Genomic DNA, 25,911 nt, shown 5'->3' on the forward strand with positions numbered 1-25,911 from the left:
CCTCAGGAGCGCTCGAGCACGAGCGGCGTCCAGTCCTCGTCCATCTGCAGGCGGGGCACGGTGACGCCGCCATCCGGCGCGGCGATGACGGTGCCGTGCGCCGCGCCGAAGGTCCAGCGGATGCGCTCGCCCGGCAGGCACTGGAAGCGCTGCACGCGCCGGGGCGTCACGTCCACCACCGGCGTGCCGACGACGCCCGCGCCCCGCACCGCGCGCAGCGGCATCACGAAGCGCCGGGTCGAGTCCACCAGCCGCGTGGCGTCCCAGCGCAGCGAGCGGTTGATCATCCCCGCCACGTCTCCGTCCCAGCCCGTGTCGCCCGCCACCTTGGGATCTCCCGCGTAGCCGGAGTCCAGGCGCCTCGGCTGACGGCCGTTGCCGCCCCGGCCTGGGTCCCCATCCCACGTCGAGCGGCTGAACGCGGGGAAGGCCAGGTCCCTGCGCAGGAAGGACTTGGGGTCCGAGCGGGGGTTCCATCCCCGGTCCCACCAGCGCGCGCCGAGCCAGGGATCCGGCTCGGTGTGGCCGCCCTCGTCCCAGACGGCGACGTGGCCGATGTGCCGCAGTTGCAGCGTGTCGTAGAAGGACGCGCCCGTGAGGGTGCTGGGCCCCACCACGGAGCCGAAGTGGATGATGGGGTCGTCCTTGCCGTGCTCCAGGAAGAGGAACTGCGCGCGCGCGCCGGTGTCGTCGCGCAGGGCGCGCGTCATGTCCAGGCGGCTCCAGACGCCCAGCCCGTCCGCCTCGGGCACTTCCTCCTCGGGCATGCCCCAGAGCGAGGCGAGCTGCGCGAGCCGCCACGGACGGTGCGCTCGCGCCACGGGCTGCGCGTGCCGGGCGAACACCCCGGCGAAGTGCCGCGAGTCCAGCAGCCCGAGCGACAGCGCGCCCGCGCCGCCCATGGAGTCTCCCTCCACGAAGACGCGATGGGGATCCGCCCCGGGGTAGCTGCGCAGCACCCACTCGAGCAGCGCCAGCACCCGTCGCGCGGTGTACGGCGGAATCCTGCCCTCCACGGCCGGGCCCTTGGGCAGGTTCTCCGAGTAGCCCCACCAATAGGTGAGGTGGGGATCGCTCGGCTCGATGACGAAGCGGTCCGGGGAGGTGCGCGCCACGGGCGGCCAGTTGCCCACTCCGTGCAGGGTCACCGTCACCGGCAGCCGCCGGCCCGCCGTGGCCGCGAGCGGCACCGTCACCACCGCCGCGAAGGTGCGCCCCGCGTAGCCGGGGCTGTCCAGCCACGTGTCCGTGGTCTGCTCCAGCGTCAGCCGCACGCTGCCGGGCAGCTCCTCGCGCTGGATGATGCGCGGCTCGGGCGTGTGCAGCGTGTCCTGGATGGTGAGCTTCATCCGCTCGCGCGCCGTGTCGGCGCCATCCACGGCGGAGAAGGTCACCTCGTGGCTCGTCCCGCCCTGGATGAAGTCGGGCTGGAAGGTGAGCGTGCGCGACGGCTCGTCCCACCGCGCCCCCGGGGGCATGCCCTCCGCGAAGACCCGCGTCCCCGGCCGGCCTCCCTCCACCTGCACCGTGATGCGCAGCAGCTCGCCCTCGTCCACGTCCTGGGCCGGGGGCACCCGCAGCACGAGCGTGGAGCGGTTCTTGGGGACCAACGGATCGAGCTCCGATCGGGCGGCCTCGGAGCGGGGTGAATCCCAGAGCCACAAGGTCATCAGCCCGAGCACCACGAGCGGCTGCCGCGGAATGCAAGAGCGGATCATTCTTCCCCAACGCATCGTGCAACGTCCTCACGGGCGGCCTTCGAGGAGCGGAGCGTTCCTCGGACCGCGGTCAGATATCAGTGAGCAAATGCCATGCCCTGGCGCGTGCGCCAAACAGACGTTTCATCCCGTTCGTTCCCGACGGCGGCGGGGGTCGCTCTCACGGATGGTGGGGGTGCAACCGATGCCTCCACCCCGAGCGCCGCAGGGTGAGCTCATGGTTCTCGAAGAGTTTCACCAGGACGAGTCCCGCGACGAAGCCTCCCACGTGGGCCCACACCGCCACACCGCTGCCGCCCTCGGCCTCGAGCGAGTTGAGCTGGGGCAGGCCGGTGATGACCTGGACGCCGAACCACCAGAGGAGCACCAACCACGCGGGCAGAGGGACCAGGAAGAAGAAGAAGAGCATGTTGACCCGGACGCGCGGGTAGAGCACCAGGTAGGCGCCCATGATGCCGGAGATGGCGCCCGAGGCTCCCACCATGGGTACGGGCGAGGTGGGATCCACCACCACCTGGGCCAGGGCCGCCGCCAGGCCGCACACGAGGTAGAAGACGAGGAAGCGCAGCCGCCCCATGCTGTCCTCCACGTTGTTGCCGAACACCCAGAAGAAGAGGCAGTTGCCCAGGATGTGGCCCCAACTGCCATGCAGGAACATGGAGGTGAGGGGGGTGAGGAGGTTGATGGCCTCGCGGTCCACCACGCAGGCCAGCCCCACGCCAATGGGCACGCCCAACCCCACGGGGGCCAGTCCGGTCAGCTCTCCGGGCACGAGCCCCAGGTTGCACACACTGGCCGCCAGGGCCACCTCGTTCAGCCCCGCCCCCTGGAGCCACACCCAGGTGGCCCCGATGGCTCCGAGCAGCAGGTAGGTGATGATGGGCGTGCGCAGCGTGGGGTTGTCGTCACTGAGGGGAATCATCGGATGGCCCCCATCATGTGCATGAAGTCCCGCCGGGCCACGGGTTTCCTCTTCCGTGTGTGGCGGCGGACGTCTCGCGCGGGGGGCTCACTCGCGCAGGTGGAGCTTGCGCACCAGCTCCTCGTATTTCTCGGGCGACAGGTTGGAGCGCTGGAGGGCCTGGCGCAGCGCTTCTCCCTTTTTGTACACGGCCGAGAAACCACACTCCGGCAGGAATTCCGGCAGGGCCTCGTAGACGAGGTTGCGCGGGTAGTCGCGGCACATGCCCGGCCGGCTGTCGTAGGAGTCACACTGCTTCGTCGCCGGGTCGTAGTGCGTGCAGCGGAAGACGAGGAGCTTGTGCCGGCGATCCTCTCCCGTGTGCTCGAAGCCGTTGACGAGCCGGTGCCAGGTGAGGGTGAGCCAGCGCAGCGAGCGCAGGGAGAAGACGGGCCGGCTCACGGCGATGACGGGGGACTCGCAGCAGCGGCCGCACCCGGTGCAGGAGCCCTTGAGGCGGTAGCGCGGCTCGCCCCGGGCCTTGAGCAGCAGGCGGGTCAAGACCAGATCAATGGTGTAGCGCAGCAGCGCGATGCGCTTGATGCCCCGGCGGATGGGCCCGTCCTTCATGTCGCCCTCCAGTCTAGTCCGGGGCTCCCTCCTGGCGTCCAGGGGAGGCCCGTGCTTCAAATCACCCCCCTCCATTCCGCAGGGAGGGTTCATGAAGATCTCGAAGTGGTCGGTGCCCTGGATGCTCCTCACCGCCTCGGTGCTCGTCACCGGATGCGCGGCCAGCCGCCGTGAGATGTACATCCAGGAGAAGGCGAGTGATTACGTGTACCGCAAGCCCATCGCCGAGGTGTGGCCCGAGGTGCGCGCGATGTTGAAGGAGAAGGAATTGCCGGTGCGCGAGGCCCCCGGTGGCTATGAGATCAGCACCGACTGGCACCAGCTGGGCGCGTCCTCCAACCTGGGCACCAGCTACGTGCGCTACCTGGTGCGCGGCCACCAGCCGAGCCCCGCGATGACCCAGGTGGAGATCCTCCGGCAGAACCGGGTGGAGTCCGGCCAGGGCGCCATGGCCACGCCGAACAACCGCACCGCGGGCACGGACTCCGTCAGCCGCACGCGGGATCGGGAGATGGAGTGGGAGCTGCTGCAGCGCGTGGACCCCGAGGGGGCCAAGGCGCTCAAGGCCGAGGCCGAGGCCACCATCAAGTAGTCGGGAGATGTTCAGTCCCGCAGGGGCAGGTCCACGGTGAGCCCGTCGAAGGCCACCTCGACGGGCCCCTTGTACTCCTCGCGGGCCTGGGCGAGCAGCCGCGCGGGCTCCGTGTCGTGACGGCTGGACAGATGGGTGAGGATGAGCCGCCGCGCACCGGCCTCGCGCGCCACCTGGGCCGCCTCGCGCGCCGTCGAGTGCCGCGTCTCCAGGGCGCGCGCCTGCTCGTCATCCGAGAAGGTGGACTCGTGGATGAGCAGATCCGCGTCCTTCGCGGCGCGCACCAGTGAGGCGCAGGGGCGGGTGTCACCGGAGATGACCAGCCGCCGTCCGGGACGCGGCTCGCCCACCACCTCCTCCGGGCGCACGACGCGGCCGTCGGGCAGCTCCACGGGCTCGCCCCGCTGCAGCTGGCCGTAGAGCGGCCCCGAGGGGACGCCGAGCGCCTTCACCGTCTCCAGGTTGAACTTCCCCGGACGCTCCTCCTCCTGAAGCACGTAGCCGAGCGCGTTGATGCGGTGATCCACCGCCACGGCCTGCACCGAGTAGCCGCGCCGCTTCACGATGTCTCCGTCGCGCAGCTCGTGGATCTCCACCGGGAAGGACAGGGACTCCACGCCCAGGTGCACCGCCTGGTTCAGCAGCCGGCGCGCCGTGGGCGGGCCGTAGAGCTGCACGGGCGTGTCCCGCCCCATCATCCCGAGCGTGCGCAGGAAGCCGATGATTCCCAGGTAGTGATCGGCGTGGAAGTGGGTGAAGAAGACGGCGTCCACGGTGAAGCCGGTGCCAAAGCGCACCATCTGCCGCTGGCTGCCCTCGCCGCAGTCGAAGAGGAGCAGGTCCGCGTTGGCCTTCACCGCGAGTCCGGAGAGATTGCGGTGCAACGTCGGCTGCGCGGCCGAGGTGCCGAGGAAGGTGAGCCTGAGGATGGACATGCCGGCGCTGCCCATGAGTCGAAGTCCTTCCCGCGCGTCGTCCGAGTGCGCGCGCCCTCCATGTATCACGGCTTTCCCCCCGGACGTGGGGTGCGCTATGAGGCGCGCCCGTCCCCATGAGCGACTCCCTCACCGTGTCCCCCACGAGCGACCCGCGCCGAGTGCGCGCGGCCGATGGTTCCATCCTCTCCGTGCCCGCGGGCTGGGCGCTGCTGCCCCCGGGTGACGCGGGGCTCACGCGCCGGGTGAAGGCCGCTGGACCGAGCTGGACGGTGGTGGAGAAGAAGGGCCGCAAGGTGTTCTCCAAGGGAGTGTGGGCGCCCGAGGCCCACATCACCGCCGCCCAGGCGGCCCTGGAGTCCGAGCGCGCCACGCCCGCCTATGCCAAGCGCCGCGAGGCGGACGTGCGCCGCCGGGAGCGCGAGCAGGCCGAGTACGAGGTGGACTTCGCCAACGCGGTGCTGAACTTCCTGCGCTTCGCGCCGTCCTTCCAGCCCCACGCGAAGCTGCTGGCGGTGGCGGTGGCGGCGCATGCGACGCCGGTGGGGAGTGGCACGGTGGCTCGCACCGAGCGCATTCCCATCGAGCGCCGGGCCGAGGCGGCCGTCATCGCGTGGATGCGGCACCAGACGACGGCCTACGACAACCTCAGCATCGCCCGGGTGAAGGGGGCGCGCCGGGAGGTGCGGCGAGAGCTCGCGGAGGTGTCGCGCGCGGTGCTGGACCTGCATCGCCGCGAGGGCAGTCATGCCGTGGCGGCCTGCCCCCTGTGCTCTGCCCTGGCTCGCCTGGGCCAGGGGCAGAAGGGGTTCTGACGAGCGTCTGGCTGGACACTCGTGGCCTGAGCGAAGGGTCTTGGCTGGTCGTCACAAAACCCTTCGCGGCGCTCCTACGAAGACTCACTTTTGAGATCTGCAAGGAGCGGGCTCATGTCTGAGCAGAGTTGGAAGGGGTTCCTCGTGGGCCTGTTGGTCGTGGCGGTGGGGGGGGGAGGGGCATTGGCGGCCGAACGGGCCGCTGAAACCCCTCCCGGCCCTGTTGTCCTGCCCAAGGGCTTCTTCGTCCCTGGGCCGAACACCGTCGTCAAGCGAAGTTCGGAGGTTCAGGCTCCCCCCGCGGAGTCCGAGGTCTCCGTGAAGGCCAGAAGAGGCACCAGGGTCAAGGCTGGCGCTCCCTCGGAGAGCTGTGGTCTCACCAAGCTCGAGACGACGAGTGGGGCAGGGAAGACGACGTTGGTCATGACGGTCGAGAAGTCCGTCGAGACCGAGGTCAGCGCCGACGTCAAGGTGGAAGCCAAGTTCGTCTCGGCGGGGGTCGGCTTCTCGGTGACCCGCAAGTACGGCGTTTCGGATCAGACCCGCTACGAGGTCCCCAAGGGCAAGTTCGGTACCATCGAGGCCTATCCCCTCTATGACGTGTACCCCATCACCATCTACAAGTCCGGGAAGAAGGCCGGCGGGGGTGCTGTCATGAAGCCATCGGGCGTGTGCTTCAATCAGTGGACCGAGTGAGTTCGCAGATGAGTAACGGCGGCTGATGGGTTCAGATCAGAAGGGTCAGTACCGCACCCAATAGCGTTCGAGAGCAAGGGAAGGGGCTTGCCCTTGAGAGAAGTAATGCGAGGCCTCATCCCGGGCGTACTCGAGGAACTCGCGGATGGCATGCTTCTGGTCGGCGGAGAACCTTTCGAATCGCTCAAGATGCCATGCGCGAAGCCGTCGTTCCTCGGAGGTCGCGTCCCCTGGAAGGATCAGTCCGAACACGGTGTGAGGCAACAGGTTGCCGTGGTCCTCCAGCGCGGCCAGCAGGTAGGCGGGGAAATAGTAGTGAAAGCCTTCCGGGCTGAGGAACGAGCTGCTGTTGTACTGAAGCTCCTCTGGAGTCAGTTCCTTCCAATGCCGACCCTTGAACGCGCGAGCCAGTTCAGTGCTTTCCCAGTCATTCGGGTCGTGCCCAATCCGGTCATTCCCGGGCTTGGGAGTATCGGCGAATGCGGCTTCAATGAGTTCGCGAAGTTTGTTTTTCCGGGACATGGACGCTCTCCCTCCCCGTCACTTCTTGGGGCATTTCTTTAGGAGTGAGTCGGAGTAGGCGAGCCCTGTGGCAAGAAGCAGGAGACACGCCGTCTTTCGATAGCGACTGAGCATGGAGATCGACACGGTGGGAGGTAGATACGTCAAGGGGTGGTGGCGGGAATCAGATGGCAACCCTCGCGAGGGCTCACCCAGGTGGCCGTGCTGGACAGGCCCAGGCCCCGGACGGTGACACGCCGGGCGTCCGTCTCCTCCTGGAGTGAGCTGTAGGGAATGTATTGTCTGGCGTAGCCCAGGCAGTACTTCTCGGAGAAGCCCATCACGAACCGGCAGGAGCAGTACTCCTTGGCCGTATAGGCACTCAGGACGCCCTGGAACGCGCTCACGTGCTCCCGGTTCGCCACGTACCAGGTGCCTCCTCCCACGAGCAGCAGGGCCACTCCCGCCAGCAATCCCTTCTTCACGGCCCGCCTCATGGCGCTCCCTTCCCGGCGACGAAGGCCGCTCGCGCCCGGGCGAGGAATTCGTTCTGGCGGAAGCTCTTGTCCCGGTCATCCCCGTAGCGGACGATGACCAGCTTCTCCGAGGGAATCACGAACAGGCATTGCCCCCAATGGCCGAGCGCCGCGAAGGCGTCCTCGGGCGCGTCCTTCCACGGCCGCGGGGCTCCCTTGAACGCGCGGTTGAGCCACCAATGTCCTCCCGGAATGGCCTCGGCGACGGTGGCCCTCGGGTCCGGTACGTAATGCTCGAAGGGCGTGAGGTTCATCCTCACCCACTCGGGGGGAAGGAGTTGCTCATCCTTCCACCGGCCCCCGCGCTGCATGAGCAGTCCCACGCGGGCCAGGTCGCGCGCCGTCATGTAGGCATAGGACGAGCCCACGTAGGTCCCACTCGTGTCCCGCTCCCAGACGGCGCTGGTGATGCCCAGCGGCTCGAAGAGGGCCTTCCAGGGGTAGTCCGCGTAGGCGTCGCCGAGCATGGACTTGAGGCTGGCCGACAGCACGTTGCTCTCCCCACTGGAGTAGACGTGGCGCGTGCCCGGAGGCGCCACCGCCGGGAGCGAGGCGGTGTACGCGGCCATGTCGTCCCGGCCTCGCGTGTAGAGCATGGTGATGACCGAGGACTTGAGTGGCGAGGCCTCGTAGCCCTCGCTCCACGCCAGGCCCGAGGCCCACGGCAGCAGGTGCCGCATGCGGATGTCCGGGTGCGCGGCGAAGGGCGGATGGTGCTGGGCCACCGTGTCATCCAACTGGAAGCGGCCCTCCTTGAAAGCCACTCCGAGCACGGCGGCCATCACGCTCTTGCTGACCGACCAGGTGAGGTGCGGCGTCTCCACGCGGTTTTCGCCCGTGTAGCGCTCGTAGACCAGATGGCCATCCAGGATCACCACGACCGCGTCCGTCCGCACCCCGGTGGGCTTCTCGTCGTTCCGGGGTGGGAAGGTATAGGCCTCGAAGGCGCGCAGGGCCTCGGCGGGAGCCTGGGCTTCACTCCGGGGCCACTCGGTGTCGGGCCACTCCTCGGCGCCCACCGCCAGCGGCAGCACCAGGGCGAGGACGGCGAGGGCGCTTCGCCCACCATGCAAGGACATGCTCTTCGAACTCCCGCGGCAAGGGGCGGATACCCTACCAAAGGGTGAGCCGTGGCTCGGGACGACCTCGGGGTGAATATGCGTTTAAGTATTGTTGATGTTTTCGATAAATTAATTGAATGGATTGTTGACCGGTGGTTCAGGAACCACCTTGGTCATTCCTGACCGGCGGGTTAGAAATGCCGCCACCATGGCTCGTCCCGCCGCTCCCCACGCCCGCGCATCCTTGATCTCCGCCGCCCGGGCGGAGTTCGTGAAGAAGGGGCTGAAGGGGGCGCGCATCGAGGACATCACCGCCGCGTGTGGCCTCTCCAAGGGGGCTTTCTATCTGCATGCCGAGTCCAAGGAGGCGCTCTTCGCCGAGGTGCTGGGCGAGTTCACCTCCGAGTTGCAGACGCTCATCGAGCAGCGGCGGGGGGAGACGGAGCGCTTCTTCGCCGAGCACGGTCCCGTGGAGGCGCGGGATGTGGTCGAGCGTTCCGCGCGCTACGAGCTCCTGCTGACGGTGAGCGCCGAGAGCGATCTGCGCACGCTCGAGCTCTTGTGGTCCTACCGCGATGTGATGCACGTGCTCATCCGGGGCAGCCAGGGCACGGACTTCGACACGGTGATGTGGAGCTTCGTGGACCGCGAGGTGGCGCACGTGTCGCAGGAGTTCCAGCGGCTGCAGGCCAGCGGGGCGCTGCGCACGGACGTGCCCGCGGAGGTCATCGGCTCGCTCATCGTCGGCACCTATGTGTTGCTCGCCCAGCGCATGTGCCAGACGGAGGAGAAGCCGGACCTGGCCGCCTGGGCCAGCTCCATCCACCGCCTCATCCGCGAGGGCTGTGCGCCCCGCGAGTCATTTCCGGCCGAGTCCGCCGCGCGCGGCTCCGCGCCGGCGTCTTCTTCCCGCCGGGCTCCGGCCCGAGCGCTTTCCCGTACCCGCAGCACCCCGAGGTCAGGACCGTGAAACTCTCCAGGACGCCGTTCGTCGCCGGGCTCGCCGCCGTGGGCATGGCCGCCACCGCGCTTCCCCTGTCCGGCTGCCGCGCGGACGCGGCCTCCACGCAGACGGCCCAGGCCCCCACCGCGCCGGGCGCCCCCGTGGTGTCGCTCGCCGCGCCGCGTGCCGTGCGCAGCGCGCCGCGCGAGGAGGTGACGGGCACGCTCTTTCCCGCTCAGGCGCTCCAGGTGGGCTTCGAGGTGGGAGGCCGGCTGGAGAAGGTGCGCGTGACGAAGGGGCAGGTGGTGCAGGCCGGGCAGGTGCTCGCCCAGCTCAACCCGGAGATCTCCGACGCCCAGCTCGCCCAGGCCCAGGCCGCGGTGGCCGCCGCCGAGGTGAGCGCCGCCATGGCCGCGGACGTGGCCGAGCGCAACGCCAAGCTCCAGCAGCAGGGCAACGTGAGCGACCTGGCCAACCGCACCGCCAGCACCCAGGCACGTCAGGCCGAGGCGCAGCTGCTCGCCGCCAAGGCGCAGCTCGCCCAGGCGCAGGCGGGCCGGCGCCGGCATGATCTCAAGGCGCCCTTCGCGGGCACCGTCATCGACGCGCCCGAGCAGGTGGGCGCCATCGTGGGGCCGAGCGTGCCGCTCTTCACCGTGGAGAACCTGGGCGCGCTCCTGCTCAAGACGACGGTGGCCGAGTCCTCGCGCGCGCGCCTCAAGCCGGGCACGACCGTGCGCGTGGAGGTCGTGGGCAGCAGCACCTTCACGGAGGAAGCCGTCATCCGCACCGTGATTCCCTCCGCGGACCCGGCCACACGCCGCATTCCGGTGGACATCCTCGTGCCCAACAAGGACGGACGCTTCGTGGCCAACACCCTGGCGCGCGTGGTGCTCCCGCTGGGCGAGGCGCAGGAGGCCCAGGCCCTGCCCACCAGCGCGCTGGCCTCGGCCGGCGGAGACCACGTGCTCGTGGTGGCCTCGTCCGGCGAGGTGCGCCGCGTGGAGGTGCAGGTGCTCGAGCGCGGGGTGCGCGAGGTGGTGGTCAAGGCCGCTTCTCCCCTGGACAAGGTCGTCGAATACCCCATGCCCTCGCTCACCGAGGGCACCCGCGTCTCCGTGAAGTAGTCCCCCCGCCGCCCCGTCTTTTCCGAGCGTCCCCTCCATGCTCCTCAGCGACGTCTCCATTCGCCGGCCGGTCTTCACGGCCATGATGTCCCTCTGCCTCATCGTCCTCGGGGTGATGGGGTTCGGCCGCCTGGGCACGGACCTCTTCCCGGACGTCTCCATCCCGGTGGTGGTGGTCAACACCGTCTACAAGGGCGCGGGCCCCGGGGAGATCGAGACCCAGGTCATCAAGCACATCGAGGATGCCGCCGCGGGCATCAGCGGCGTGGACAAGATCCACTCGTTCAGCCGCGAGAACATGGGCACGGTGGTGGTGCAGTTCAAGCTGTCGACGAACCTGGACCGGGCGGTGCAGGAGGTGCGCGACAAGGTCTCGGGCGTGGCCAACAAGCTGCCCCGGGACGCGGACTCGCCGGTGGTCAGCCGCGTGGATATCTCGGCGGTGGCGGTGCTCACCTACGCGGCGAGCGCCCAGGCCGATTCGCGCACGGTGCGCAAGCTCATCGAGGACAAGCTCAAGCCTTCGCTCGCGCAGCTCGAGGGCGTGGCCGACGTGCGCATCAACGGCGGTGACGTGCGGGAAATCCAGGTGGACATCGACCTGGAGAAGGCGCGCGCGGTGGGCGTGTCCGCCACGGACGTGGGCCAGCGCATCGGCATGGAGAACCTGGACCTGCCCGCGGGCCGGTTGCAGCTGGGCTCCACGGAGTTGACGGTGCGCTCGCTCGGCCAGTTCAAGACCGTGGACGAGCTGCGCCAGCTGCCGGTGGCCCAGAGCCGCACGGGCGCGCAGGTGCGGCTCGAGGAGATCGCCACCGTGACGGACGGCGCGGCCGAGCGGCGCACCACGACGCGCCTCAACGGCAACGACGCGGTCATCCTGGAGGTGGTCAAGCAGCCCGGCTCCAACACGGTGGCGGTGAGTGACGCGGTGAAGAAGGCCATGGCGACCATTGGTCCCTCGCTGGGCCATGACTTCCAGGCCACGCTCATCATCGACCAGTCGGTGCCCATCAAGGAGAACGCCCACGAGGTGTGGATCGCGCTCATCTTCGGTGGCGCGATGGCGGTGCTCATCATCCTCATGTTCCTGCTGGACCCGCGCGGCACGTTCATCTCGTCGCTCGCGCTGCCCACGTCCGTCATCGGCACGTTCTTCGTGATGTACCTGCTCAACTACTCGCTCAATCAGATGACGCTGCTGGCGCTGTCGCTCGCCATCGGCCTGCTCATCGACGACGCGGTGGTGGTGCGCGAGGCCATCACCCACCGGCTGGAGATGGGCGAGGATCCGGTGTCCGCCGCGTCCAAGGGCACGCGGGACGTGGGCCTGGCGGTGCTCGCCACCACGCTCGCCCTGGTGGCGGTGTTCGTCCCGGTGGCCTTCATGCCCGGCATGGTGGGCCAGTTCCTCCAGCAGTTCGGCATCACCATCTCGGTGGCGGTGCTCATCTCGCTCTTCATCTCCTTCACGCTGGACCCGATGCTCTCCGCGCGTCTGGCCAAGCAGCGCAAGCCCGGCGAGCACCACCAGGAGAACGCCCTGGCGCGCTCCATCCGGGGCCTCCTGGATGGCAGCGAGCGCGTCTACGCGCGCATCCTCCGCTCGGTGCTCAACCACAAGTGGCTCACGATGGGCGTCACCCTGGGCATCATGGTCGTGTCCTTTGGCGCGGCCAGCCGCCTGGGCGTGGAATTCATGGCGCCCGAGGATCGCTCGCAGTTCCTCGTGCAGCTCATCCTGCCGGATGCCTCGAACCTGGAGCAGACGGGGGCGCGCGTGGCGCAGGCGGAGCAGGTCCTGCGCGGCATCCCCGAGGTGACGGACATCTACTCCATCGTGGGAGAGAACGGCGACGTCAACAAGGCGCGCATCCGGGTGCTCACCACGGAGAAGCACGCGCGCACCCGGGGCATCCAGGAGATCAAGGACGAGGCGCGCAGCCGGCTCGTGCCCGAGCTGGTCGCCACCCGCGTGATGATGATGGATCCCCCCATCGTCGACGGCCTGGGCGGTGACTTCTACCCCATCATCGTGCGCGTCACCGGTCCGGACCTGGCGAAGATTCACGAGGAGTCCGAGCGGCTCGCGCAGTACCTGCGCGACATTCCCGGCACGGCGGACGTGCGCGTGGACTTCAATCCGCCCAAGCCCGAGCTGGCCATCGAGATCGACCGGGCGCGCGCCAAGGATCTGGGACTGAGCGCCGCGGGGCTGGCGATGCAGATGCGTCTGGCCGTCGGCGGCGACGTGTCCGCCAAGCTGCGCGAGGGCGTGGACGAGACGGACATCCGCGTGCGGCTGTCCGAGCGGGATCGCAACACGCCCGAGCGGGTGGGGCAGCTCCTGGTCGCCACGCCCCGGGGCATGGTGCCGGTGTCGGACGTGGCCCGGGTGGAGCTGCGCGATGGCCCGAGCGTCATCGAGCACGAGAACCGCCAGCGGCAGATCGCCATCTACTCGCAGCTCAAGGGCGCGCCCCTGGGCGACGTGGCCAACCAGTTCCGCGCCAAGGTGGCCGCGCAGCCGCTGCCGCCGGGCTACTCGCTCATCTACGACGGGCAGATGAAGATGCTCAGCGAGCAGAACGATGCCTTCGGCTCGGCGTTCATCCTGGCCTTCGTCTTCATCTACATGGTGCTCGCCAGCCAGTTCGAGTCCTTCAAGCACCCCTTCACCATCATGGTGTCCTTGCCGCTGGCGCTCGTGGGCGCGCTGCTGGGCCTGTATTTCGGCGGCTTCCACGTGTCCCTGGGCGCGATGATCGGCATCATCCTGCTCATGGGCCTGGTGACGAAGAACGCCATCCTCCTGGTGGACGGAGCCCTGCAGTACCTGCGAGAGGGCGCCACGGTGGATGAAGCGCTCATGAAGGCGGGCCCGCGCCGTCTGCGTCCCATCCTCATGACGAGCGCCGCCATGGCCATCGGCATGGTGCCCACCGCCATCGGCCAGGGCGTGGGCTCCGAGTTCCGCGCCCCCATGGCCATCTCCGTCATCGGCGGTGTCATCACCTCCACCTTCCTCACCCTGTTGGTGGTGCCCGTGGTGTTCGCGGGCATGGAGCGCCTGGGCTTCTCCCGGTCTGGCGCGAAGAAGATGCCCGAGACCCAGCACCTGCCCTCCTCCGAAGTGCCGTTGCCGTCGCCGTCCGACCGCGCCGCCTAGCGCGCGGCGGGCGGCCCTCCCCGCTCCTTGCGTACTCCCGCCTATGTCCATCCGCCGCTCCGCCGGCCTCCTCCGGCGCTCCCTGTCGTCGCTGCTCCTCGCCGCTCTCGTTCCTTCCGGTGTGCTGGCCCAGGCGCCCGAGGCGTCCGCGCCTCCTCCCTCCGGGAGCGGTGAGTCTCCCGCTCCAGGCACGTTGCGCACGGCGACGCTCGAGGAAGCGCTCTCGCTCGCCGCGAAGCAGAGTCCGGACGTGGTCGCCGCTCGCGCCCAGGCCGCCATCTCGGCCGCGGGGGTGCGCCGCGCCTGGACGGCGTGGCAGCCGGAGCTGACGGTGGGCGCCCAGTACGTCCACTCCAGCGCTCCGGCGGTGTTCGACCTGGGCATGATCACCCAACTGGTGGGGGGGGTGTTCGGCATCGCGCCCGTCAATCCAGGAATCGTGCTGGACCCCGTCGTCATCACGGCGGCGAACTCGCGCTACGCGACGGTGCAGGTGTCCCAGCCCCTCTTCACCCCCGCGGGCGTCTTCCTCATCGGCCCGGCGAAGGATGGCGCGCGGGCGGCGGAGCTGGGCGCCCTGGAAGCGCGCGAGCAGGTGCTGCTGGGCGTGTCGCGCACGTACCTGGGCCTGCAGGGCATCCTCCAGTTGATGGACGCGGCGCGCGAGGCGGAGTCCGTGGCGCTGCAGCGCGAGAACGAGTCCAAGGCCCAGCTCCAGGTGGGCATGACGGTGGAGGCGGCGCTCCTGCGCGCCCAGTCGGAGACGGCCCAGGCGCGTGTGCAGCTCGCGCAGCTGTCCGGCCAGTACACCCAACTGCTCGCGTTGCTCGAGGCGCTCGTGGGCGAGCCCGTGCAGCCCGTCCCCCTCGACGCCGCCGGTGCTCCCCAGTGGGTGATTCCGCCCGAGGATCAAACGCCCTGGGAGGACACCTACGCGGTGCGCGCCGCGGCCCTGGCGGTGAAGGCCAACGAGGGCAAGGTGACGTACGACCGGTTCTCGTGGTTGCCGAGCGTCGTGGCGCAGGGGCGCGGCCTCTACAACTCCAACACGGGCTTCACCGGGAAGAACACCTCCTACGAGCTGTCCGTGTCGGCCAGCCTGCCGCTCTACGACCGGGGCCAGCGCTACGCGGCGCTGCGCGAGGACGAGGCGCGCCTGGAGCAGGCCCGTGCCCAGTACGCCGCCTCGCGTGCCAAGGCCCGCGCCAACTGGGTGGCGGCCCAGGCCAACCTGGAGGCGGCCCGGGCCGCCCTGCTCCAGGCCGAGTCCCAGGCGCAGCTCGCGGCCCGGGTGCAGCAGCAGGTGGCGGCGGGCTACAAGGCCGGGGTGGCCACCAGCCTGGAGATGTCGGACGCGGACAACCGGCGCTTCCTCGCCGCGAGCAGCGCCGCCCAGGCCCGAGCCGCGCTGGAGGTGCGCCGCGTGGAGCTGGCCGCCGCGGCGGGCCGCATCGCTGCCTCGCTCGAGCCCGCGGGCGAGCCCTCCTCCCGGTGAGTCCAGGGCCGAGCCCCCGGTTCGGCCGGAAACTTCCCGTGTATGCGGATTTTTCGTTCTAGCCTGTTTACATAAATGTGCCCTCCGTGTAACTTGACTTCACCTTTTGTCGGGGAAGACACGTTTCATTCACGGGGGAGTTCATGTCCAAGCAGGTCAAGGGTCTGGCGGTGGTTCTGGCGGGCGCGTTGATGGTGGGCTGTGGTGGCATGGAGTCACAGGACGAGACGGCGGGTGCTCCGACGGAGGCCGGCGTCGGTCAGGTCGAGGGCGCGGTGGAGCTTGCTCGCATCGGCGCGAATGAGACCCGGGACTTCCCGACCTGGCTGTTCGGCACCACGACCTGGCGCGTCTACAACCCCTCCTCCGTGGCCGTCCCGTTCCTGGTGTGGTGCGGCAGCACCACCTACAACGGCGTCGTCAATCCCGGTCAAGCGCAGCAGCAGTCGTGGCCGTGCGGCGCGCCTGGCACCCGGCTGTACATCCGCAACAACGGGACGAACGCCAGCACGCAGTTCATCGACGTGCAGACCTCTTGATTGAGGCGGTCCGTGCTCAGGCGCGCCGGGAGCTCTCGCCCCGGACCACCGCCGAGCCGATGAGGTGCGCGAGCCGAAGTGCCTCGGGCACCTGGCCCTTGTCCGTCAAACGTCCGAGGGCCCGTGCCACCCATTCCGGCTCGGCGCCCTGGACCTGGAAGGTGAAGCCGTGGAGCTGGTGGATGGGCCCCGCGCGCCGCAGCAACTGGAGCCTCCGCTCGGGACGGGAGAGGTGACCGAGCGCGCGCTCCACGGCGGGCAGGTCCGGCATCCGCCGCATCACCGCGACGCAGGGTTTGCCGAGCGTGCGCGCGAGCCGGGGCAGATCCACCAGGTTGAAGCCACCGAAGGCGATGCCGTCCAGGAGCACCAGGTGCAACTGGGGGAGGAACTTGCCGCCCACGAGCAGCCGGCACACCTCGTCCGTCGCCGTCCAACCGTCGCGCCGCACGCCGCCCCAGACCAGTCCCTCGAAGCGGGTGCCGGCGCACACCACGCCCGCGAGCGGCACGCGCGCACCCGGGCGCTTCGCGAAGGGCGCGTCATCGAAGCCGGCGGCTCGGGGCAGGGGAGGCAGGTGCATGGCCCTGAAGAATGAAGAGCCCGACCCCGCTCGAGGTCAGGCTCCAGGAAACCCACGCGAGGGGGGTTTACGTGGGGCGGACGTTCTGCGCCTGCAGACCCTTGGGGCCACGCGTCACCTCGAATGACACGCGCTGCCCTTCCTGCAGACTGCGGAAGCCGTCCGCCTGGATGGCGGTGTGGTGGCAGAACACGTCCTCGCCACCGCCGTCCTGCGTGATGAAACCGAAGCCCTTCGCGTCATTGAACCACTTGACAGTACCGGTTGCCATGAGTCGGTCTTCTTTCGTTACCAGGGGGAATCACGCCGCCTGCTCGGCTCGGACTCGAGCCGGACCTCTGGCGTAGTCCGTCCAGCCCGGAAAGTCGAGAGAGAGTGGGCATTAATTGTTCAGGGGTGGGCAGCCCTAAAAGAAAACGGCGGGAAGCCCTGGGGCCTCCCGCCGCGTGTCACCGCCTGGGCTCACCGGAGCCCGGAGTGATTCAGGCCGGCTTGGTTTCCGGCTTGGACTCGCCCGTCAGGGCCGACATCGGGGTCTCGATGCGCATGCCGTAGAAGGAGCGGTAGACGAACACGAAGGACACCAGGAAGAGCACCAGGGCGATGCCCGTGGTGATGGCGCCCTGGCCCGCGGACTTGAGTTCCACCGCCAGCTCCACGGCGAGCAGGCCGAAGAGGGTGGTGAACTTGATGACCGGGTTGAGCGCGACGGAGGAGGTGTCCTTGAAGGGGTCACCCACCGTGTCACCCACCACCGTGGCCGCGTGCAGCTCCGAGCCCTTGGCCTTGAGCTCCACTTCCACCAGCTTCTTCGCGTTGTCCCACGCGCCACCGGCGTTGGCCATGAAGAGCGCCTGGTACAGGCCGAAGATGGCGATGGAGATGAGGTAGCCCACGAAGAAGAAGGACTCGAAGCAGGCGAACGCCAGCGTGCTGCAGAACACGCCCAGGAAGATGTTGATCATGCCCTTCTGCGCGTACTGGGTGCAGATGGCCACGACGCGCTTGGAATCCTCCACGCTCGCCTTCTCCACGCCCTCCAGCCGGATGTTGGCCTTGATGAACTCCACCGCGCGGTAGGCGCCCGTGGACACCGCCTGCATGGAGGCGCCCGAGAACCAGTACACGATGGCGCCGCCGGCGATGAGGCCCAAGAGGAAGGGCGCGTGCAGGAGCGACAGCTTGTCCGTGTTGGCCGGGTTGAGCATGGGCAGGCCGTTGGGGCCCTGAACGATGCCCACCAGGAGCACGATGATGGAGAAGATCATCGTCGTGGCGCCCACCACCGCGGTGCCGATGAGCACCGGCTTGCTGGTGGCCTTGAAGGTGTTGCCCGCGCCGTCGTTCTGCTCGAGGTAGTCCTTGCCCTTGTCGAAGTCCGGAGCGAAGCCGAAGTCCTTCTGGATCTCCTCCTTCACGTTGGGGATGTTCTCGATGAGCGACAGCTCGTAGACGCTCTGCGCGTTGTCCGTCACCGGGCCGTACGAGTCCACCGCGATGGTGACCGGCGCCATGCTCAGGAAGCCGAAGGCGACCAGGCCGAAGGCGAACACCGCCGGGGCGATCATCAGCGTCTCGGGGATGCCGAGGCTGAAGTAGTAGGCGCTGCCCATGAGCACCATGACGATGATGCCCATCCAGTAGCCGGAGAAGTTACCGGCGACCAGACCGGAGATGACGTTCAGGGACGCGCCACCCTCGCGCGACGCCGTCACCACCTCGCGCACGTGGCGGCTCTCGGTGGAGGTGAAGACCTTGATGGCCTCGGGGATGATGGCGCCCGCGAGCGTGCCGCACGTCACGATGGCGCTCAGGCGCAGCCACAGCGAGCTGTCCCCGGCCAGGTCCGGAATGAGCAGGTAGGACACGAGGAACGTCACCACCACGGACACGCCCGAGGTGAGCCACACGAGCACCGTGAGCGGCTTCTCGAAGTTCATCTGGTCGGCGTTCTTGTACATGCCGCCCTGGATGAGCCCGTTGATGAAGTACGAGCCGAGGCTCGCGAGCACCATGGCGCTGCTCATCATGAAGATCCACACGAGCAGCTGCGCCTGGTACTGCACGGGCACCGCCAGGAGGATGAAGGTGATGAGCGCCACGCTCGTCACGCCGTAGGTCTCGAAGCCGTCCGCGGACGGGCCCACCGAGTCACCCGCGTTGTCACCCGCGCAGTCGGCGATGACGCCCGGGTTGCGCGCGTCGTCCTCCTTGATGCGGAAGACGATCTTCATCAGGTCCGAGCCGATGTCGGCGATCTTCGTGAAGATACCGCCCGCGATGCGCAGCACCGAGGCGCCCAGCGACTCGCCGATGGCGAAGCCGATGAACACCGAGCCCGCGTAGTCCGCCGGGATGAAGAGCAGGATGAGCAGCATCAGCATCAGCTCGGTGGACACGAGCACCATGCCGATGGAGATGCCGGCCTGCAGGGGGATGGCGTAGGTGGGGTAGGGCTTGCCGCGCAGCGACGCGAACGACGTGCGGCTGTTGGCGAACGTGTTCACCCGGATGCCGAACCAGGCCACGCAGTAGCTGCCCGCGATGCCCATCAGGCTGGCCACCAGGATGGCGATGACCTTGAGCGGCTCCAGATGACGCAGGAAGCCAAAGTACACCACCATCACCGCGCCAATGAGCACCTCGAGGATGAGGATGAGCTTGCCCTGGGTGACGAGGTACGTCTGACACGTCTGGTAGATGAGCTCGGAAATCTCGAGCATGGCCTTGTGCACGGGCAGCTTGCGCAGGGCCGAGTACTGCAGGAAGCCGAAGATCAGGCCGACGACGCAGATGGCGATGCCCACCATGAGCAGCTTGTCGCCGGTGAGGGCGCCGCCCAGGAAGGTGACCTGCCGGAAGTCGGGGAGGATGAGGTCCGCCTCGCTCGCGCTGGCGGTGCTGCTGGCCAGGAGCGCCAGGAGTCCGAGGACCCTGGCGGCCTTGCCGGTGATGGATGCGGGAATCATGCGATACAACTCCTCGAGTGGCTCATCATCTCGTGGCGCGTGGTGCTCTCGCCCTCGCGCACAAAACGGACAGAAGGTGAGTGTGTGTCGAGGGGTTGGCCGCCCGCGGTTGGAACCCCCGCCCGCGGACGCTTCAGCTCGGCCTCGCCCTTCAAGGACGGAGAGCACGCTTCTTGAAGGCGGCCCGCGTGTACCACGTCCCCGGTGGGGAAGTCGAATTCCCCGGAAGGGCGCTCTATTAGAGGACCTTGACGTTGAACGTCTTGAGCACCTGCTCCCCGCGCAGGATGCTCACGGTCCACTCGCCCGCCTTGCCCAGGCGGATGCCCGTCCACTGGCGGGTGCGCCAGCCCTCGCCCTTGAGCTTCACGTCCTTGGTCTCGCGCACCACGCTGCCCTGCTTGGTCTGGACCATCACGTCCTCGACCGTCTCACCCTGGGGCAGCAGGTAGGCCTGCCAGACCATGACCTGGGTGTTGGCCTTGATGCCCTCGGGAGGGACCTCGGCGGTGCACTCGAACTTGTTGGGGCCTTCCTTGCCCACCTCGGTGCACAGCTTGGCCTCCACCAGCACCGGGCCCTGGCCCTGGCCCTTGTAGAAGTAGTTCCAGGTGTCCTTCACTCCTTCCGCCGACGGGACCTTCTGGGGCTCGTTCGCCGGGGCCTCGGGCGCGGCCTCCTGCGCCATCGCGCCCGCGCCCAGGGTCACCAGCGCGCACAGCGTCAGATTCCTCGTCAGCTTCCTCAGACCGTTCTTCATCGTCGTCCGCCCCCTCGTGTTGGGTGTGGCCGCGCTGTCTAGCACAAGACAAACCCTCAACCCCAGACGAGGAAGGCGAGGGTGACGAGCGGGAGATAGAAGAGGAAGGCCACGAGCAGGAAGCCCAGGATGTCCTTGAAGTCGAGCCGGGCCACGGACAGGAGCGGCAGCGCCCAGAAGGGCTGGATGAGGTCCGTGGCCATGTCGCCCCAGGCATACGCGAGCACGACCTTCTCCGGCGCCACCCCGAGCGCGTGGGCCGCTTCCAGGAGGTAGGGCGCCTCGATGGCCCACTTGGAGCCTCCCGAGGGGACGAAGTAGTTCACCACGCCGCTGTAGAGGTAGACGATGGCGGGGAAGGTGTGGGCGGTGGACAGCGACACGAAGAGCTGGCCGATGCGCTCGGTGAGGCCCGTGGCCTTGAAGATGCCGTAGATGCCCGCGTAGAGGGGGAATTGCAGCACGATGCCATGCAGCACGCTCGCGGCCTCCTCGCTGGCCTTGAGCAGCCGCGCGGGCGTGCCGTGCAGCAGCACCGCCAGGGTGAGGAAGAGGAAGTTCACCCCGTTGAGGTTGAGCGCCTTGAAGCCGCCGTTGAGCCACAGCGTGCGCGCGAACCACGCCAGCCCCAGGACGCCGAAGAGGACGTTGAGCAGCGGCGAGAAGTCCAGCCACAGCGCGGGGCTCTTGTCCGCGGGCCGGGTGGGCGGCTCGAAGTCCCGGAACTGCTCCATCAGCGCGGGGTCCACCCGCACGGTGCGCTCGGGGCTCGGGTGCATGGCCCAGGCGAGCACGGTGAGCCCCGCCACCGCCGCGAGCGTGAGTCCCAGGTTGAAGGGGGAGAAGAGGGTGCGGTCGATGGGGATGACGCCGAGCTGCTTCTCCAGGAAGTGGCCCGGGGTGGCCACCAGCAGCGGCGCCGAGGCGGACAGGCCCGCGTGCCACGTGGCCCCCAGGCCGAAGTAGGCGCAGGCCACGAGCAGCCGGTAGTCCACGTCCGGCCTCCGCCGGGCCACGAAGCGCACCAGCATGGCGCTGGCCACGAGCGACAGGCCCCAGTTGATGTAGGCCAGTCCCATGGACACCAGTGCCATGAGCACCACCGCGCTTCTCGGTCCCCGGGCCAGTCCCGCCAGCCGCTCCAGCAGCATGCGCACCGGCCGGGTGAGCGCGAGCAGGTAGCCGGTGAACATCACCAGCGCCATCTGCATGGAGAAGGAGAGCAGCTCCCAGAAGCCGGCGCCCCACGCATCCAGCACGCTCGGCGCGGGCGTGCCCGTCCACCCCACGGCGAGCCCCAGGGTGAAGAGCGACAGCAGCACCGCGATGGCGAACGAGCTGGGCACGAAGCGCGCGGAGAAGCGCCCGAGCGCCTCCGCGATGCGAACGAGTGTTTCCACGTGACGTCGGGCTCCGGTAGGAGGGAGGGCGGATATCCACCGCGGAGCACATCTCAACACGGCTCCAGGGGCCTTCCGAGAAAACCCCTGGGGCTCGCGCGGGGCGCATGGCGCGTCGCGGCGCATGCGAATGAACACGCCCGGGCGGGGACGTGTCGGGCGGTGGACAGGCGAGCGGGGCCGTCTGTCCTGGGCTGTCGGGGAATGCGCAGGCCCCCCCTTGGCGGGCTCCAGGGCAATGGCCATTTGGAGACCAATGGCCTACCGCGTCCAGATCCCCGTGGAGCTGTGGAGCACCCTCAAGGCGCTTCCGCCCGTGCTCGTCGAGAAGCTGCATCGGCGGCTCGACGGCATCGCGCAACTGGCGGAGGTGGCTCCCCCGCTCAACCCGCTCTGGTTGAAGCTGGGCGCCACGGACCGGCCGCTCCTGCGCTGCCTGGTGGATGGGTATGTGCTGCTCTACGAGGTCGACGAGTCCTGCCGCACCGTCTCGGTGCTCGACGTCGAACAGGAGGAGCGCGATTCGCTCTTCTCCTTCGAGGAGTCGATGGGCGCGAACGACCCGCATTGACGACGGGCCGGAGGGTGCAGGAATTTCAGCCCCCTTCTGGCGCTCTTTACATGCTCGCTCCCTCGCTTGGGCGGGGGGACGACGTGCAGTGGCCCGGGATTCCTGGGGAGGGGACCCCGCTGGGTGGTGGGGATGATCCGGCATGAACATCGCAAGGATGGACGTCGCCGTGGACTCCAACGCCCCGCACATCTGCTCCTGTCCGACGCCTCATCCGAAGTGGGATGAGTGTCCCACCGTCGTTCCCGGTGTCGGCTCCGGCCAGGAGGCGTCCCTTCGCACCTTGCCGCCCAGGCGGGCGGGCGACAGTGAATTCGTGGGCCAGCGCTTTGGCAGCTTCCAGGTCCTGCGCGAGCTGGGGCGCGGGGGCATGGGCACGGTGCTGCTCGCCGAGCATGTCCTCATCCCCAAGCGCGTCGCGGTGAAGGTGCTCCACCCGCACCTCGCCCGGACGCCGGAGCTGGCCGCGAGGCTGCTCGCCGAGGCGCGTGCGATGAGCCTCGTGCAGCACGAGAACGTCGCCACGCTCTATGACCTGGACACGCGCGACGGCCTTCCCTACTTCGTCATGGAGTACCTGGAGGGCCAGAGCCTGGCCGACTTCGCGCGCGGCCCCATCGAGCCCGCGTTGGCCGTGGAACTGCTCGGCCAGGTGTGTGACGCGCTCGGGGCGGCGCACGCGCGCGGCATCGTCCACCGCGACCTCAAGCCCGCCAACGTCTTCCTCGTGTCCGGGCCTCAAGGCCGCCACCGCGTGAAGCTGCTCGACTTCGGCATCGCCAAGCGGTTGGTGCCCCAGGCGGGTGAGACGCCCACGCGCAGTGGCGTCATCATGGGCACTCCGGAGTTCATGGCGCCCGAGCAGTGCAGCGGCGGGGACGTCGACGCGCGAACGGACCTCTACGCGGTGGGAGTGCTGGGTCATCTGCTGCTCACGGGAGAGGTGCCCTTCTCCGGAGCGAGCGCCGCGGCGGTGCTGGTGGCGCACCTGCAACAGGCGCCGCGGCCCGCGCACGAAGTCCGTCCAGGGCTCGCGCCCGCGCTCTCGGCCGTGCTCCTGCGCGCCCTGGCCAAGCGTCCGGAGGAGCGCTTCTCCAGCGCCGCCGAGCTGCGCGCCGCCTTGGAGGACGCGCTCTCGGGCTCCCGCGCTCCCGCCCGGGCTCCCGCCATCACCTTCACCGCGAGCATCTCGCTGCCCGAGCGGTCCGAAAGCCGGGAGTACGTGGGTGAGCAGATGGGCCCCATGGGTCTCTTCCTGCGCTCCACGCAGCCGCCGCCCCCGTTGTTGTCCGAGGTGCCGCTGCGCTTGCGGTTGCCCGGAGGGGAGCTGGCCTGCACCGGTCAGGTGGTGCGCCACGTGACGGCCGAGCAGGCCCGGGACTGGAACATGGCGCCGGGCTTCGGCGTGGAATTGCGCGGTACCTCGGCCTCCTTCCAGCGGACCTTCACCCGGATGCTCGCGGGCGTGTCCGAGTTTCGTCCCGAGCCCCTGCCTCCCGAGGATCCACAGGTGACTCGGGTGTTGAGCGAGTTCCGCCAGCGCCTCGCGGGGGATCGCTATGCCGTCCTGGGGGTGCCCCGGGACGCGGACGGCGACACCATCCGGGCCCATGCCCGGGAGGCCCGGGAACGCCTCGAGCCGCTGCTCGCCCTTCCGCTGCCGCCGCTCCATCGCTCCTTCGTGCAGCGTGCGCTCGCCAAGGTGACCGAGTGCCTGGGCGTGCTGGGACACCCCGAGCGGCGCGTGGAGTACGACGCGGAGCTGCGCAACGTGCGCGGCGTGATGCGCTGCCTGGCCGCGGGGCTCACCGTCACCGCCCTGGAGGCGTCACGCCGGCGCTACTTCCAGCGCCATCCCCAGACGGAAGGCCACTCGGTCCTGCACATGGCCTCGGCCGAGGCCTTCATGTCCGCGGGCCGCATCCCCGAGGCGCTCACCTGCTACGAGGCCGCGCTCCGGGCGGATCCACTTCATCTGGAAGCCCTCAAACGGTGGCATGCCCTGCGGTCGAGGATGCGGGGCGATGCGATGGAGGCCTCGTCCCGTTAGAATGTCGGCGCTCTCATGGCTTCCGATTCCGACGACGACAAGCTCCCCACGCAGGGCCGTTTCACCCGCTTCCGCAAGCTCGCGGGGCTCTCCGCGCAGCTCAGCGCGGACGTGCTCAAGAGCGGGGCCAGGCGGCTCGTGGGCCAGGAGCCCGAGCTGCTCAGCATGTCCGCCGCGGAGAAGCTGGTGTCCACGCTCGGCGAGCTCAAGGGCGCGGCCATGAAGTTCGGCCAGGCCATGGCCATGGAGCCGGAGATGTTCTCGCCCGAGGTGCGCCAGGTCATCGCGCGGCTGCAGAACGAGGCGCCGCCCATGCCCTATGCGCTGGTGGAGCGGGTCATCCGCGAGGAGCTGGGCGACGCTCCGGAAAAGCTCTTCCGCGAGTTCTCCCAGGCGCCGCTCGCGGCCGCCTCGCTCGGCCAGGTGCACCGCGCGGTGCTGCACGACGGCCGCGAGGTGGCGGTGAAGGTGCAGTATCCCGGCATCGAGCAGACGCTCGTCGGGGACATGGACAACCTGGGCCTCATGGTGAAGACGGTGTCCAAGGCCTCGCGCCTGGCGGACGGCACCGCCTACTTCCGCGAGCTGCGCGATGAGCTGCTGCTGGAGACGGACTACCTGCGCGAGGCCTCGCTGTGCACGGCCTTCGCCCGGGGGGTCGCCCGGCTGCCGGACTTGAAGGTGCCCGAGGTCATCTCCGAGCGGACCACCCGGCGCGTGCTCACCCTGGAGCTGCTGCGCGGCCGGACGCTCAAGGACTGGGTCGTCTCCCAGCCCTCGCCCGAGGAGCGCTTCCGCGTGGCGCGCCAGCTCATCCTCGCCATCTACGGGCCCTTCTTCACCGAGGGCGACATGCACGCCGATCCCCACCCGGGCAACTTCATGGTGCTCGAGGATGGGCGCCTGGGCGTGCTCGACTTCGGCTCCATCAAGCGCTTCAGCCCGCGCTTCGTGGACGCCAACCGGCGCATGTTCCTGCACGCCGTGCGGCTCGAGCCCATGAACGTGCTCGCCCTGAGCCGGGAGGTGGGCTTCACCTGCGAGCTGCCGGACGCGGAGGGCGAGGCCCTCATCCAGGAGATTTTCGACATCGCCGGGCGGCCCATGCGCCTGGACTCGTACGACTTCGCCACCTGCTCCATCGCGCGGGACATGCGCGGCCACTTCACGCGCAACGCCCCCCGTTTCCTGAAGATCCGTCCGCCCGCGGAAGGGGTGCTGTTCTTCCGTTCCACCGGAGGGCTCATCCAGAACCTGCGCCTCATTGGCGCGGAGGGCGACTTCCGCCGCGTCTACCAGGAGGTCGCCGCGCTCCTGTAGCCCCCCTAGCGGGCCCCCGCCACCGGCAGCCGGCTCTTCTTGTAGATGCTGATGAGCTTGCGAGCGAGCGACTCGCCCTGAACGCTCTTGGAGATGTAGCCGTCCGCGCCCGAGGCCAGCGCGAGTGAGCGCAGCTTGGCTTCGTCCGAGGCCGAATAGAGGATGAAGCGCGTGGTGGAGGGCGCCTGATTGCGCGCGAGCGCCAGCACCTTGTCCCCGCTGAGCGCCGGGATGTTCACGTCCAACAGCACCAGGTCCGGCATCACGGTGCGCACCAGGTTGGACACGCCCAGCGACGAGCGGTGCGTGCGCACCTCGAAGCCGTACGCGTGCAGGGTGCGTTCCACCAACATCAGTTGATCCACATCGTCGTCCACCACCAGGACGCGGATCTTCGTCTCGATCTCTGACATGGGCTCCCCTTCGGAGCGGAGATGGGTTGTCGTGTTGGCCGCGTGGAGGCTGCGGGACTCCAGGATACCGCTCCCGATTCCAAGCGGGAGTCCTACCCCCTTGGAACAGGTGCCGGAGGCCATAAATCCAACGCCCGCAAACCCGCCAGGCGAGCAAACCCCGTCAGAACTTCGGAGAGTGAACCCA

24 protein-coding genes are annotated in these 25,911 nt (G+C 69.0%); 11 read left to right on the top strand and 13 right to left on the bottom strand.

What is annotated here, in order from left to right; genetic code table 11:
• Nucleotides 1–2: 2 nt before the first annotated feature.
• The 3 genes from MEBOL_RS20885 to MEBOL_RS20895 all read right to left on the bottom strand — a co-directional run bounded on the left by MEBOL_RS20885 (nucleotide 3) and on the right by MEBOL_RS20895 (nucleotide 3,249).
• Nucleotides 3–1,718: an alpha/beta hydrolase gene (locus MEBOL_RS20885; RefSeq protein WP_095979094.1), complete on the bottom strand. Its 1,716-nt coding sequence runs from the start codon at nucleotides 1,716–1,718 to the stop codon at nucleotides 3–5.
• Nucleotides 1,719–1,878: 160 nt separating this feature from the next.
• Nucleotides 1,879–2,640 carry a rhomboid family intramembrane serine protease gene (locus MEBOL_RS20890; protein WP_095979095.1) on the bottom strand — a complete coding sequence of 254 codons (762 nt, stop codon included), beginning with the start codon at nucleotides 2,638–2,640 and terminating at the stop codon, nucleotides 1,879–1,881.
• An 87-nt stretch (nucleotides 2,641–2,727) separates the two neighbouring features.
• Nucleotides 2,728–3,249: a YkgJ family cysteine cluster protein gene (locus MEBOL_RS20895; protein ID WP_157775312.1), complete on the bottom strand. Its 522-nt coding sequence runs from the start codon at nucleotides 3,247–3,249 to the stop codon at nucleotides 2,728–2,730.
• Between the two features lie 91 nt (nucleotides 3,250–3,340).
• Between MEBOL_RS20895 and MEBOL_RS20900 the strand changes: the two genes are divergently transcribed.
• Nucleotides 3,341–3,841 (top strand): hypothetical protein, encoded by a 501-nt coding sequence (locus MEBOL_RS20900; protein ID WP_157775314.1) that lies wholly within the window; start codon nucleotides 3,341–3,343, stop codon nucleotides 3,839–3,841.
• 11 nt (nucleotides 3,842–3,852) lie between these two features.
• On the opposite strand, the gene rnz is transcribed toward MEBOL_RS20900, so the two are convergent.
• The gene (rnz, locus tag MEBOL_RS20905; RefSeq protein ID WP_095982901.1) at nucleotides 3,853–4,776 is read right to left on the bottom strand and encodes a ribonuclease Z; all 924 of its coding nucleotides are present in this window, start codon (nucleotides 4,774–4,776) and stop codon (nucleotides 3,853–3,855) included.
• Nucleotides 4,777–4,892: 116 nt separating this feature from the next.
• Between rnz and MEBOL_RS20910 the strand changes: the two genes are divergently transcribed.
• Together MEBOL_RS20910 and MEBOL_RS20915 are read left to right on the top strand one after the other, a co-directional pair.
• A complete protein-coding gene (locus MEBOL_RS20910; protein WP_095979098.1) occupies nucleotides 4,893–5,591 on the top strand; it encodes a DUF2293 domain-containing protein in 699 nt (232 codons plus the stop codon).
• A gap of 114 nt (nucleotides 5,592–5,705) precedes the next feature.
• Nucleotides 5,706–6,287: a hypothetical protein gene (locus MEBOL_RS20915; RefSeq protein ID WP_218920935.1), complete on the top strand. Its 582-nt coding sequence runs from the start codon at nucleotides 5,706–5,708 to the stop codon at nucleotides 6,285–6,287.
• 45 nt (nucleotides 6,288–6,332) lie between these two features.
• Here the strand turns inward: MEBOL_RS20915 and MEBOL_RS20920 are convergent, their stop codons facing one another.
• From MEBOL_RS20920 to MEBOL_RS20930, 3 genes are all read right to left on the bottom strand, one after another.
• Entirely contained in the window at nucleotides 6,333–6,809 is a 477-nt protein-coding gene (locus tag MEBOL_RS20920) for a DUF6714 family protein (protein ID WP_095979099.1), read from the bottom strand.
• Between the two features lie 143 nt (nucleotides 6,810–6,952).
• Nucleotides 6,953–7,285, bottom strand: a complete 333-nt coding sequence (locus MEBOL_RS20925; RefSeq protein WP_218920936.1) for a hypothetical protein — start codon at nucleotides 7,283–7,285, stop codon at nucleotides 6,953–6,955.
• Nucleotides 7,282–8,403, bottom strand: a complete 1,122-nt coding sequence (locus MEBOL_RS20930) for a serine hydrolase domain-containing protein (protein ID WP_095979100.1) — start codon at nucleotides 8,401–8,403, stop codon at nucleotides 7,282–7,284. The genes MEBOL_RS20925 and MEBOL_RS20930 overlap by 4 nt, the downstream gene beginning before the upstream one ends.
• 190 nt (nucleotides 8,404–8,593) lie before the next feature.
• Between MEBOL_RS20930 and MEBOL_RS20935 the strand changes: the two genes are divergently transcribed.
• The 5 genes from MEBOL_RS20935 (at nucleotide 8,594) to MEBOL_RS20955 (ending at nucleotide 15,658) form a co-directional block, all read left to right on the top strand.
• Nucleotides 8,594–9,355, top strand: a complete 762-nt coding sequence (locus tag MEBOL_RS20935) for a TetR/AcrR family transcriptional regulator (protein ID WP_095979101.1) — start codon at nucleotides 8,594–8,596, stop codon at nucleotides 9,353–9,355.
• Nucleotides 9,352–10,455, top strand: coding sequence for an efflux RND transporter periplasmic adaptor subunit (locus tag MEBOL_RS20940; RefSeq protein WP_245919974.1), 1,104 nt, complete (start codon nucleotides 9,352–9,354; stop codon nucleotides 10,453–10,455). Before MEBOL_RS20935 ends, MEBOL_RS20940 begins: the two co-directional genes overlap by 4 nt.
• 37 nt (nucleotides 10,456–10,492) lie before the next feature.
• Nucleotides 10,493–13,624: an efflux RND transporter permease subunit gene (locus tag MEBOL_RS20945; protein ID WP_095979102.1), complete on the top strand. Its 3,132-nt coding sequence runs from the start codon at nucleotides 10,493–10,495 to the stop codon at nucleotides 13,622–13,624.
• Nucleotides 13,625–13,667: 43 nt separating this feature from the next.
• Nucleotides 13,668–15,119 (top strand): TolC family protein, encoded by a 1,452-nt coding sequence (locus MEBOL_RS20950; RefSeq protein WP_095979103.1) that lies wholly within the window; start codon nucleotides 13,668–13,670, stop codon nucleotides 15,117–15,119.
• Between the two features lie 143 nt (nucleotides 15,120–15,262).
• Entirely contained in the window at nucleotides 15,263–15,658 is a 396-nt protein-coding gene (locus tag MEBOL_RS20955; protein ID WP_095979104.1) for a hypothetical protein, read from the top strand.
• A 16-nt stretch (nucleotides 15,659–15,674) separates the two neighbouring features.
• On the opposite strand, the gene MEBOL_RS20960 is transcribed toward MEBOL_RS20955, so the two are convergent.
• The 5 genes from MEBOL_RS20960 to MEBOL_RS20980 all read right to left on the bottom strand — a co-directional run bounded on the left by MEBOL_RS20960 (nucleotide 15,675) and on the right by MEBOL_RS20980 (nucleotide 21,370).
• Nucleotides 15,675–16,241 (bottom strand): endonuclease dU, encoded by a 567-nt coding sequence (locus MEBOL_RS20960; protein WP_095979105.1) that lies wholly within the window; start codon nucleotides 16,239–16,241, stop codon nucleotides 15,675–15,677.
• 67 nt (nucleotides 16,242–16,308) lie between these two features.
• On the bottom strand, nucleotides 16,309–16,512 hold the full coding sequence (locus tag MEBOL_RS20965) for a cold-shock protein (RefSeq protein ID WP_095979106.1): 204 nt from the start codon (nucleotides 16,510–16,512) through the stop codon (nucleotides 16,309–16,311).
• Nucleotides 16,513–16,723: 211 nt separating this feature from the next.
• Nucleotides 16,724–19,210: a sodium-translocating pyrophosphatase gene (locus MEBOL_RS20970; RefSeq protein ID WP_095979107.1), complete on the bottom strand. Its 2,487-nt coding sequence runs from the start codon at nucleotides 19,208–19,210 to the stop codon at nucleotides 16,724–16,726.
• Nucleotides 19,211–19,448: 238 nt separating this feature from the next.
• Nucleotides 19,449–19,970, bottom strand: a complete 522-nt coding sequence (locus tag MEBOL_RS20975; RefSeq protein ID WP_095979108.1) for a hypothetical protein — start codon at nucleotides 19,968–19,970, stop codon at nucleotides 19,449–19,451.
• A gap of 56 nt (nucleotides 19,971–20,026) precedes the next feature.
• The gene (locus MEBOL_RS20980; protein WP_095979109.1) at nucleotides 20,027–21,370 is read right to left on the bottom strand and encodes a short-chain fatty acid transporter; all 1,344 of its coding nucleotides are present in this window, start codon (nucleotides 21,368–21,370) and stop codon (nucleotides 20,027–20,029) included.
• A gap of 256 nt (nucleotides 21,371–21,626) precedes the next feature.
• Between MEBOL_RS20980 and MEBOL_RS20985 the strand changes: the two genes are divergently transcribed.
• From MEBOL_RS20985 to MEBOL_RS20995, 3 genes are all read left to right on the top strand, one after another.
• Nucleotides 21,627–21,941 (top strand): type II toxin-antitoxin system RelE family toxin, encoded by a 315-nt coding sequence (locus MEBOL_RS20985; RefSeq protein WP_095979110.1) that lies wholly within the window; start codon nucleotides 21,627–21,629, stop codon nucleotides 21,939–21,941.
• 142 nt (nucleotides 21,942–22,083) lie between these two features.
• Nucleotides 22,084–23,991 carry a serine/threonine-protein kinase gene (locus MEBOL_RS20990; protein ID WP_245919976.1) on the top strand — a complete coding sequence of 636 codons (1,908 nt, stop codon included), beginning with the start codon at nucleotides 22,084–22,086 and terminating at the stop codon, nucleotides 23,989–23,991.
• 15 nt (nucleotides 23,992–24,006) lie between these two features.
• Nucleotides 24,007–25,311 (top strand): ABC1 kinase family protein, encoded by a 1,305-nt coding sequence (locus MEBOL_RS20995; RefSeq protein WP_095979112.1) that lies wholly within the window; start codon nucleotides 24,007–24,009, stop codon nucleotides 25,309–25,311.
• A gap of 5 nt (nucleotides 25,312–25,316) precedes the next feature.
• On the opposite strand, the gene MEBOL_RS21000 is transcribed toward MEBOL_RS20995, so the two are convergent.
• Nucleotides 25,317–25,724 carry a response regulator gene (locus MEBOL_RS21000; RefSeq protein ID WP_095979113.1) on the bottom strand — a complete coding sequence of 136 codons (408 nt, stop codon included), beginning with the start codon at nucleotides 25,722–25,724 and terminating at the stop codon, nucleotides 25,317–25,319.
• Nucleotides 25,725–25,911: the final 187 nt, after the last annotated feature.

The sequence above is a fragment of the Melittangium boletus DSM 14713 genome (assembly GCF_002305855.1).
Taxonomy (GTDB): Bacteria; Myxococcota; Myxococcia; order Myxococcales; family Myxococcaceae; genus Cystobacter; species Cystobacter boletus.

Excerpts from the sequence above, each read along its gene's own strand:
- MEBOL_RS20885 (WP_095979094.1), bottom strand. The coding sequence starts at position 1,718 with ATGATCCGCTCTTGCATTCCGCGGCAGCCGCTCGTGGTGCTCGGGCTG.
- MEBOL_RS20890 (WP_095979095.1), bottom strand. The coding sequence starts at position 2,640 with ATGATTCCCCTCAGTGACGACAACCCCACGCTGCGCACGCCCATCATC.
- MEBOL_RS20895 (WP_157775312.1), bottom strand. The coding sequence starts at position 3,249 with ATGAAGGACGGGCCCATCCGCCGGGGCATCAAGCGCATCGCGCTGCTG.
- MEBOL_RS20900 (WP_157775314.1), top strand. The coding sequence starts at position 3,341 with ATGAAGATCTCGAAGTGGTCGGTGCCCTGGATGCTCCTCACCGCCTCG.
- rnz (WP_095982901.1), bottom strand. The coding sequence starts at position 4,776 with ATGTCCATCCTCAGGCTCACCTTCCTCGGCACCTCGGCCGCGCAGCCG.
- MEBOL_RS20910 (WP_095979098.1), top strand. The coding sequence starts at position 4,893 with ATGAGCGACTCCCTCACCGTGTCCCCCACGAGCGACCCGCGCCGAGTG.
- MEBOL_RS20915 (WP_218920935.1), top strand. The coding sequence starts at position 5,706 with ATGTCTGAGCAGAGTTGGAAGGGGTTCCTCGTGGGCCTGTTGGTCGTG.
- MEBOL_RS20920 (WP_095979099.1), bottom strand. The coding sequence starts at position 6,809 with ATGTCCCGGAAAAACAAACTTCGCGAACTCATTGAAGCCGCATTCGCC.
- MEBOL_RS20925 (WP_218920936.1), bottom strand. The coding sequence starts at position 7,285 with ATGAGGCGGGCCGTGAAGAAGGGATTGCTGGCGGGAGTGGCCCTGCTG.
- MEBOL_RS20930 (WP_095979100.1), bottom strand. The coding sequence starts at position 8,403 with ATGTCCTTGCATGGTGGGCGAAGCGCCCTCGCCGTCCTCGCCCTGGTG.
- MEBOL_RS20935 (WP_095979101.1), top strand. The coding sequence starts at position 8,594 with ATGGCTCGTCCCGCCGCTCCCCACGCCCGCGCATCCTTGATCTCCGCC.
- MEBOL_RS20945 (WP_095979102.1), top strand. The coding sequence starts at position 10,493 with ATGCTCCTCAGCGACGTCTCCATTCGCCGGCCGGTCTTCACGGCCATG.
- MEBOL_RS20950 (WP_095979103.1), top strand. The coding sequence starts at position 13,668 with ATGTCCATCCGCCGCTCCGCCGGCCTCCTCCGGCGCTCCCTGTCGTCG.
- MEBOL_RS20955 (WP_095979104.1), top strand. The coding sequence starts at position 15,263 with ATGTCCAAGCAGGTCAAGGGTCTGGCGGTGGTTCTGGCGGGCGCGTTG.
- MEBOL_RS20960 (WP_095979105.1), bottom strand. The coding sequence starts at position 16,241 with ATGCACCTGCCTCCCCTGCCCCGAGCCGCCGGCTTCGATGACGCGCCC.
- MEBOL_RS20965 (WP_095979106.1), bottom strand. The coding sequence starts at position 16,512 with ATGGCAACCGGTACTGTCAAGTGGTTCAATGACGCGAAGGGCTTCGGT.
- MEBOL_RS20970 (WP_095979107.1), bottom strand. The coding sequence starts at position 19,210 with ATGATTCCCGCATCCATCACCGGCAAGGCCGCCAGGGTCCTCGGACTC.
- MEBOL_RS20975 (WP_095979108.1), bottom strand. The coding sequence starts at position 19,970 with ATGAAGAACGGTCTGAGGAAGCTGACGAGGAATCTGACGCTGTGCGCG.
- MEBOL_RS20985 (WP_095979110.1), top strand. The coding sequence starts at position 21,627 with ATGGCCTACCGCGTCCAGATCCCCGTGGAGCTGTGGAGCACCCTCAAG.
- MEBOL_RS20990 (WP_245919976.1), top strand. The coding sequence starts at position 22,084 with ATGAACATCGCAAGGATGGACGTCGCCGTGGACTCCAACGCCCCGCAC.
- MEBOL_RS20995 (WP_095979112.1), top strand. The coding sequence starts at position 24,007 with ATGGCTTCCGATTCCGACGACGACAAGCTCCCCACGCAGGGCCGTTTC.
- MEBOL_RS21000 (WP_095979113.1), bottom strand. The coding sequence starts at position 25,724 with ATGTCAGAGATCGAGACGAAGATCCGCGTCCTGGTGGTGGACGACGAT.